Origin of the sequence: Thalassotalea sp. 1_MG-2023 (genome assembly GCF_030546745.1) — a bacterium.
Classification (GTDB): Bacteria; Pseudomonadota; Gammaproteobacteria; order Enterobacterales; family Alteromonadaceae; genus Thalassotalea_C.
Genome location: NZ_JAUOPD010000045.1, coordinates 1 through 8867, shown reverse-complemented (window position 1 = coordinate 8867; position 8867 = coordinate 1). Strand labels below are relative to the sequence as shown.

The 8867-nt window shown below is 32.6% G+C and carries 6 protein-coding genes; all 6 read left to right on the top strand.

Annotation, left to right across the window (positions count from 1 at the left end; translation table 11 throughout):
- The first annotated feature begins 100 nt into the window (after window positions 1-100).
- Entirely contained in the window at window positions 101-265 is a 165-nt protein-coding gene (locus Q4489_RS17935; protein ID WP_303483240.1) for a hypothetical protein, read from the top strand.
- 321 nt (window positions 266-586) lie between these two features.
- A complete protein-coding gene (locus tag Q4489_RS17930) occupies window positions 587-1795 on the top strand; it encodes a lanthionine synthetase C family protein (RefSeq protein WP_303483237.1) in 1209 nt (402 codons plus the stop codon).
- A gap of 6 nt (window positions 1796-1801) precedes the next feature.
- Window positions 1802-4921: a lantibiotic dehydratase gene (locus tag Q4489_RS17925; RefSeq protein ID WP_303483233.1), complete on the top strand. Its 3120-nt coding sequence runs from the start codon at window positions 1802-1804 to the stop codon at window positions 4919-4921.
- A 60-nt stretch (window positions 4922-4981) separates the two neighbouring features.
- On the top strand, window positions 4982-5146 hold the full coding sequence (locus tag Q4489_RS17920; protein WP_303483231.1) for a hypothetical protein: 165 nt from the start codon (window positions 4982-4984) through the stop codon (window positions 5144-5146).
- Window positions 5147-5199: 53 nt separating this feature from the next.
- Window positions 5200-7380 carry a peptidase domain-containing ABC transporter gene (locus Q4489_RS17915; RefSeq protein ID WP_303483229.1) on the top strand — a complete coding sequence of 727 codons (2181 nt, stop codon included), beginning with the start codon at window positions 5200-5202 and terminating at the stop codon, window positions 7378-7380.
- A 2-nt stretch (window positions 7381-7382) separates the two neighbouring features.
- Window positions 7383-8654: an HlyD family efflux transporter periplasmic adaptor subunit gene (locus Q4489_RS17910; RefSeq protein WP_303483226.1), complete on the top strand. Its 1272-nt coding sequence runs from the start codon at window positions 7383-7385 to the stop codon at window positions 8652-8654.
- The last annotated feature ends 213 nt before the right edge of the window (window positions 8655-8867 follow it).

Below are 8867 nucleotides of genomic sequence, written 5' to 3'. Positions count from 1 at the left end.
TGTCATATTAATACCTAATCAGTTGCGGTGATTCTATCACCTCTAATTAGATGGCCAAATTTATTGTGCCACTACAACATCGGACATGTTTGTTGCAGCGATGACAGATACAGAAAGACAATTAGTGTATCGCTTTGTTTTAGATGGAGTGGCAAAGCACAGACGATGGTATAACCCAGAAATTTTCTTCGGTACAGCGGTCGTAGATCAATTTACAGAGGGATTTGAAGCTCACTTTTTACCTCCGCGAAAAGATATTTCTTAACTCAGACCGAATCTAATGTGTTAGTCCATCGTTATAACTGTGCGGCCTAACTTGGTTGTAATATACAATATTAATTTAGTCAATAAATGCAATTTCATCTTCAATAAATGAACGATAACCTGTTGTTACTATCTACTCAGTCGAATTTTTCTATCTATTTAATTAATTTGTGAATATTATATAATCTATTGACATAAAGGGGGAATTAAGTAATTCTTGTGAAGTAATCGATGTTGTTGGGTATGTGTAATACTTATAAAAATAAAAATAAAAATAAAAATAATTTAGGTTGCTATAATGACGCAGGGAATAGCGAAAAGTTTGCTTGAACAAAAGCATTGTTCTGACAATATACAAGTAAATAATGAAATAGAGAATTTGCTGTTTTCAATAACAACCCAAGTGCAATATCAGTTGGCTAATAACAGTATTTCACTAACTAACGGCTTATCAAGTGATATTTTATTTTTATTTAATGTTAATAAATTCTATCCAAGTCGCCTTCCAAATGATCTAATCGAAAGACTATTAATCGCTTTGTTTGACAAAGTAGAAGATGCCCGCTTGGATGCTTCACTTGCTGATGGTATATCGGGTTTGGGTTGGTTGTTAGATCACGTAGGTGTTAATGATGTAACCGATTACAATGATGATATCGATGATTGCTTACTGGAGATACTCTCTTCAGAAAATGAACAGCATGAGTTTGACCTTTTATATGGTTTAGTTGGTATTGGCATTTACGGCGTAAATAGAATTTCCAAACCATCAGGAAGTTTAATATGTCAAAAAGTATTTTCAAGGTTAATTAAGTATTCAGAGTCGCATCAAGACAAAATCTTTTGGTTGTCATCCCAAGATTCAATATTTTTTAGAAATGATTTACCTTCTCCCCAAGCCGATTTAGGTTTAGCTCATGGCAACTTAGGAGTTTTAGGGCTTTTTATAAAGTTTTATGAGGCCGGCGTTTATACATCAGAGTGCAAAGTTGCAATTAATAAGCTAGTTTGCTATCTCAAAGAACAACGTTTAGCTGATGGTAATATTTCAACCTTTTCTTCTCATTCGACAAGCGAGAAAACAAGTTTACTTGGTTGGTGTTATGGAGATTTAAGTAGTTCTTTGTTGCTTATAAAGGCGGGAAAGTTACTCAATCAAAAAAATATCAGGGAATTTGGTATAGCTATAGCAATTAAAACTCTTAAACGTGATGTAACTAGCGAATCTATAAATGATGGCTCTTTATGTCATGGAGCCGCTGGCATTGCTTTAATTTACACCCGTTTGTATCAAGAAACGAATATTCAGGAGTTTCAGAAAGCAAGTTTGTCTTGGGCTAATTACTTAATTGACAAATCAAATGGTGGCCAATGTTTAGATAATTTAATGCGTAAGCATAAAACAACAGCTGAGCCATATAGTGGTGAAGGGGTACTCATAGGGTATCCAGGAATAGGGTTAGCTTTATTGTCAATTATTCAGCCAGAGGCGTCTGGCTGGGATCAATTTCTTTTATTGTCTAAAAATTAAAATAGTATGAACTTAAGTAATCCATATTTAGATCAAATTAATCATTCAAATAACTTTTTTATTCGATTTCCCGTTAAAAGTATAAACATTTTATCTAAATGGCAAGGTAATGAAGATGAGTTAAGAGCTGAGCTAGTTTCTTGGGTAAAAACACCAGAAGCAGTTGAAGCTATTTATCTAGCTTCTCCTTCATTATTCGATAGGTTAAATTATTGGTTCAAAAACCCCAAAAGTAAAAAAGGTAAAAAAATAGAGCTTGCATTAACAAAATATTTTATACGAATGCATAGCCGATGTACTCCATTCGGAACATTTTCAGGGGTATCAGTAGGGAGCATTAGTTCGAATTCTAATTTAAACATTCATCAACTTAGTAGCCAACGAATAAGCCGTTTGGATATGTTAATCCCATTTCTACTGAAAAAAAGTATTGGAGAAGATAGTAAAAATTTTTGTCAATTAGAGTTGAAGGCAAATGATTCAATTTATCAAATTAATAACAGCTTTAGATATATAGAAAGTCAGAATAATGCTAAAGAACAAATTTATAGTCTCAGTAGTATCGATATTAACCCTTTTGTCAAAATAGCAATAAAAATATGTCAGAATAATGTAAAAGTTACTGATGTTATCGAAAAAATTTGCGAAATGGATGATGAATTAACTCATCAATATGTCCAGGAGTTTTTGCAAGAGTTGGTAAAAGCTGATGTATTACAAGTTGTGTTACCTACATCCATTACTAAAGCAGGAAGAAGTGACAGAATGATCGACTCTCTTCGAAGTTATAAATTGGATGAAATTGCGAATACATTAAGCAACTGTCAGAAATTAATAAATAGTTTGGACACAAATTTAGAACAAAATATTGATACCTATCAAAGTATTAAAGGCGAGTTGTCTAACTTGCCAGTGAATATTGATACAAAAAGTAGTGTTCAGGCTGATTTGTGGCACTGTATATCTCCATTAACAATTAATACTAAGAATTTAAAGGGGGTTACTCGTGATCTTGCAGATTTAGCTGCCATTAGTGTGTATGTTGATGATAGTATTGCAGATTTCAAAGAAAGGTTCGTTTCAAAATATGAGGGTCATGCTGTTCCTTTTTTAGAAGCGTTGGACGATGAAAATGGAATAGGATTTTCAAATCAATCTACCTTAAATACCCCCATATTAGATCGCATAGTAATTCAAGGTCATCTACCAGAACAAAATTATTCATTAAGTAAACTTGATAAGCTACTTTTGTCTAAAATATCTACTTGTCCAAATTTAGATGAAATTCTAATAACCAAAGATGATGTAAAAAATTTAACTCTACCAGCTCCATTACAATTACCACCTTCATATTATTTAAGTGGCTCATTGATAAAAAACAAACAAGAAGAACTCTTTATAGAGTTAAAAGGGCTTGGAGGGCCATCTGCTGCTAATACATTAGGTAGGTTTTGTCATCTTAATGATAAATTACTGAAAATGACCCAGTCAGAATTAGCATTAGAAGAGTTGCTTTATCCTAATGCAATATTGGCAGAAATTGTTCATTTTCCGGAAGGGAAAGTAGGAAATGTTATTGCTCGGCCTCAACTTAGAAGTTACGAAATTCCATTTTTAGCTGATTCAAGTGTTAAAGGAGATTACCAGATAGAGTTGAAAGATCTACAAATATTTGTGCAAAACAATCGAATTGTTTTATGGTCTATCAAGCATAATAAAGAAGTATTGCCTCGATTATCTTGTGCGCATAATACACGGGATAACTCGCTGGGGATATATAGTTTTCTTGCTGCTCTTCAATATCAAAATATAGCCCTGCCATTTTTTAAAATGCCTTTGATAACAGACGAAATGAGATATCTTCCTAGAGTTAGGTTAGGGAAACTTATTTTATCTCCTAGGAAGTGGAGAGTTTCATACGATGAAGTTAAAAACTTGATAAATAACTTCTGTATTAAAGGTATAGAGGTGTTCAGAAAAAAGCATAATTTGCCAATTAATATAATTTATAAGGATTATGACCAAAAACTGTTGATTAATTTGCACAATATTTTAGCGCTAAGAGCGTGGCTAGCAAGTATCAAAAAAAAGAGCGGCTTAATTACTATCGAAGAGTCTTTGCAATTGGAATTAGGTATGGCCCTTAGTCAAGGGGAAATGTCATTTACTAATGAAGTTGTATTTCCATTAAGAAATAGTGAATATATTCATCCTAAAAGTTATTTTCCAGTTACCGTATCAGCCGAAAACTATCAAACTAAATTTTTAAATGGCGAGCAATGGTCGTGTTATAAGATTTATTGTGGTGAATCTTTTGCTGAAGATTTGTTAGTGAACACCTTATTGCCATGGCTGTTAGACAAAAAGGTAAAACGTCAATTAAATGGAATGTTTTTCCTTCGTTATTATGATCCAGAATTTCATATTAGACTAAGGCTTCAAATAGTTGATCCCCAAGATGCTCATATAATACAAGGTGAGTTATTTCAACTTCTAAACAGGTTGTTTGAACTGGGGTTAATTTCAGATGTAAATACTATTTCATATACCCGAGAAACAACACGTTATGGTGGAAAGGAAGCAATGTTGCTTGCAGAAAAAGTGTTTACAGCAGACAGCCTTTTAGCCTTAGAAGTCTTAAATGGTAATGTTTCTGACGATTTATTATGGAAGGTTGTTATATGGGGGTGTGATCAGTTATTAGAAGATTTACAACTTTCGTTTGATTCTAAATTAAAAGTTATGGCAAACCTGCGCCGATCGTTTGGTCAAGAATTTAATGAGAATATTGAAACTAGAGTTTCACTTGGTCAAAAGTTCAGAGGTGAAAAAGACAGCATTATTTCTTTGTTAGAAATGACAAATAGTGAGCCTTTTTACCAACATTTAAAAGATATTTTTGCAATTAGATCTAAATTAATAACACCTTTAGCTGAACAGTTTGCGTCACTAAATATTAATAATAAATTACTTGAACCTATTGAGAAATTAGCTGCTAGCTTTCTTCATATGCATGTAAATAGAATGCTGAAGGGTAATGCACGTAAACAAGAATTATGTATATATGACTTTCTTCTCAAATACTATAAACAACAGGCTCATTTTAAGAGTGAAAAGAATAAGTAAAGGCTTCGCGGCCGTCTTTATTTATATTTAATTAAAGGCCGCATCAAAGAGAATATAGAAATGATAAATAAACTAAAAATAAATAAAAAATCTATTATGAACTTATCAAAAGATAGCACTAAACTATCAAAAGAACAGCAAAAACAAGTAGCTGGTGGTAAGCCTCGTACATCAGAACAAACTGTATGGGATAATCGTTCAACGTGGGAATGTTGCAACCAATAACTATTTTTTAGGGGTTATTCATAACCCCTATTTCCTTACATCTAGAGGTTTTAGTGAGACATTTTCCTTTAATTCAGCAGCTAGACTTAATGGACTGCGGACCCACATGTTTACAAATGGTTTGTCAATTCTATGGCAAAAATATAGGTTTACCTGTTCTCAGAGATTTGTGTAGTAAAGGGCAGCAAGGTGTCACTTTATATGGAATTTGTAAAACAGCAGAAGAGCTTGGTTTTATAGCACAACCATTAAAACTTTCTTTAAATACGATGATTGAAGAGGCACCTTTACCTTGCATTATACATTGGAAAGGGGAGCACTTTGTTGTTGTTTATAAAACGAATAAAAAACATGTTTTTATTGCAGATCCTGAGGGACAAAAACTAAAACTTAAACACGATGAATTTTTATCTTATTGGGGAGATGATGAGCAAAGTGGCATAGTTTTATTGTTAGAGCCAACACCTGAGTTTTATAGTACCCCAGATGACGAAGATAAGCCGATAGAAGGTGTTCATCATATATTTGAACATTTGTTTAAATTTAAAAGCTATTTAGTACAGTTATTTTTTGCCGCTTCTCTAGGCACTATCCTTAATTTGATTTTTCCTTTTCTTACTCAGGCATTGGTAGATTATGGAATAGGGAATCAAGATTTAAACTTCATTTATATTATTGTGCTTGCTCAGTTAGTTTTATTTCTAAGCCGCACTGCAAGTGAATTTATAAGAGGCTGGATATTGGTTCACTTAGGAACGAGAGTGAATGTTTCAGTTTTATCCGAATATTTGCTTAAACTGATCCGTCTACCACTTTCTTTTTTCGACAATCGTAATTTAGGGGACATCTTACAAAGAGTTGGAGATCATAAAAAAATAGAGTCTTTTTTAACCGACCATTCATTAAATGTTTTCTTTTCTTTATTAAATTTAATTGTATTTGGTGCTGTTATGGCAATTTATAGCCTACCAATATTTATAATTTTTGGTTTAGGGAGCATCCTTTCTATTGCTTGGGTAACTTTATTTTTGAAGAAGCGTAAATTATTAGACTATCAAAAATTTTCGCAAATGAGCAACAATCAGAATGCCTTACTTCAACTAATTACTGGTATGCCTGATATTAAACTAAATACATGTGAATCAAGTCATATATGGAAGTGGCAAAGAATTCAATCAAGATTGTTTAAGTTTAATTTAAAATCACTTGCGGTTGAACAATATCAACAAGCGGGCAATTTATTTTTTAATGAAGGGAAAAATATAATAATAACCTTCATGGCCGCTTATCAGGTTGTTCAAGGTGATTTAAGCTTGGGTATGATGATGGCTGTAATTTATATGCTTGGGCAATTGAATGCGCCAATCGAACAATTATTAAGTTTTATCCAAATGTTGCAAGACGCAAAAATAAGTATGGAACGACTAAGTGAGGTTCAACAATTACCTGATGAAAAGTCGGAAGCTGGTATTGAATTGACCACAAAAATCCCTGACGGCGATATCAATATTCGAGATCTGTACTTTAAATATTCCCGACATGATGAATTATATATTTTAAATTCTCTCAATGTTGTAATACCTAAAAACAAAACTACAGCGATAGTAGGTGCAAGTGGTAGTGGAAAAACTACGCTTCTTAAAGTTTTATTGAAGTTTTTTACGATTCAAAAAGGTGACATATGTGTTGGTGAAAAAAGCCTTACATCTATTTGCCCTGATTCTTGGAGAAAAGTTTGCGGTGTTGTTATGCAAGATGGCTTTATTTTTAACGATACTATTCTTGCAAATATTGCTATGAGTGATGAAAAGCCTGATTTTGAAAGAGTAATTATGGCTGCAAAAACAGCCAATATACATGAAGAAATTGAAAGTTTAATAAAAGGTTACAATACAAAAATTGGTGATGAGGGGATTTCCCTTAGTGGTGGACAGAAGCAAAGAGTTTTAATCGCAAGGGCAATCTATAAAAAGCCTGATTTTATATTTTTGGATGAAGCTACGTCTGCACTTGATGCTAATAATGAAAAAACAATACAGGACAACCTCCAAGCTTTCTTTAAAGGACGAACTGTTGTCGTAATAGCTCATAGACTCAGCACTGTTAAGCATGCAGATCAAATTATAGTATTAAATAAAGGTGAAATAGTTGAAAGTGGAAACCATAAAACCTTGTCTGAACAGCAAGGCTATTATTATAACCTAGTCAAAAACCAGCTAGAATTAGGTGCATAGATATGACTTCGTTATATAACTATGAAAAAGACATTGCTTCAGAAATTATCGGAAAACAACCGTCTTGGATTATTCGAAGTGGTTCAGGTGTCTTATTATTTTCAATTTTAGTCTTTCTATTCATGTCAGCATATGTGAGGTACCCTGACACTATCCAAGCCCCTATTTTGGTAACTTCAGATATACCTCCTATAAGATTAGTAGCTAAAAGAAGCGGCTATATTAATGTTATAAACTTTCCTGATAAAGGCCATGTCGTTAAAGGGCAAGCTATTGTTGTTTTGGAAAGTCATGCAGACTATCAAACAGTACTTCTATTAGAGAAACAGTTAAGAGATTTTGAACTTTTAAAAGGTAACAATTCATTCTATCAATATAAGAAAGTGGGTGATCTTCAATCTTCTTTCGATAAGTTCAAAAATGTTTTATTGAAATATGAACTTTTACTTAAGAATAATAAAATCCATTTAGAGAAAAAAAATGCTGAAAAACTAAAGGCAAAATATCTGTCACTTGATAAGGAGTTTCAATTTAAACTTAAAACAGCTACAGAGCAGTATAATTTGCAAAATCAACGATTAAAGGCTCATGATTCTTTAATGGTTAATGGTAGTGTATCAGGTAATACTTTAATTTCGATTAAACAAACTGTACTTGAATTACGTTCAAAGATAGAAAATATAAGAATAACAAGGAAAGAGAACGATCTAATATTAACCGAAATCAATCAAAAGCTAGCAAAAGATGAATTAGAATTTAATAACCAAAAATTAGCATTGAAATATGAAATTGATATTGAGCGGATAGCATTATTAAACCATATTCAAAATTGGAAGCAGACAAACGTACTCACTTCTCCAATTGATGGTGTGGTTTCATACACAAGGAACTGGTCCAGAAATCAATATGTTGAAGTTGGGCAAGAAGTTTTAATTGTAACACCCTTTAAATTTCGAGTAAAAGGTGAAATGAAAATATTAGATAGAGGAGTAGGGAAAATAGAAAAAAATCAAAAAGTTTTTATAGAATTAGATTCATTTCCAGCATATCAATTTGGGCAGTTAAAAGGAGTTGTTAAAAGTATTTCTTTGGTGCCGGATCAAGATGGATATTTAATAAAGATTAATTTTCCAGAGCAACTTAAAACAACTTACGATTATGACATAAATCATGCACCTATGTATAAAGGAAGAGCAAAAATCATACTGAAGAAAAGAAGTCTTTTAAGTAGGCTTTTTGATAGTGTTAGCTATTTATTGATAAAGGATAGCTAATTTAGTGCGGTAGAACTGCTCTGTCATTGGAAGCTCATTCCTATTTATTTCACAATCATTTCACACCATAAGATTTACGCTTAGGCATATCAGTTATTATAATATGAGTGCCCATGACTAACGCCATAAAGCTAACTGTTCTGCGCAACTAAATCAGGACACTTTTCTTAAGGAACTTTGTTCATACTCTACTGGCGACAGATCACCATTAGC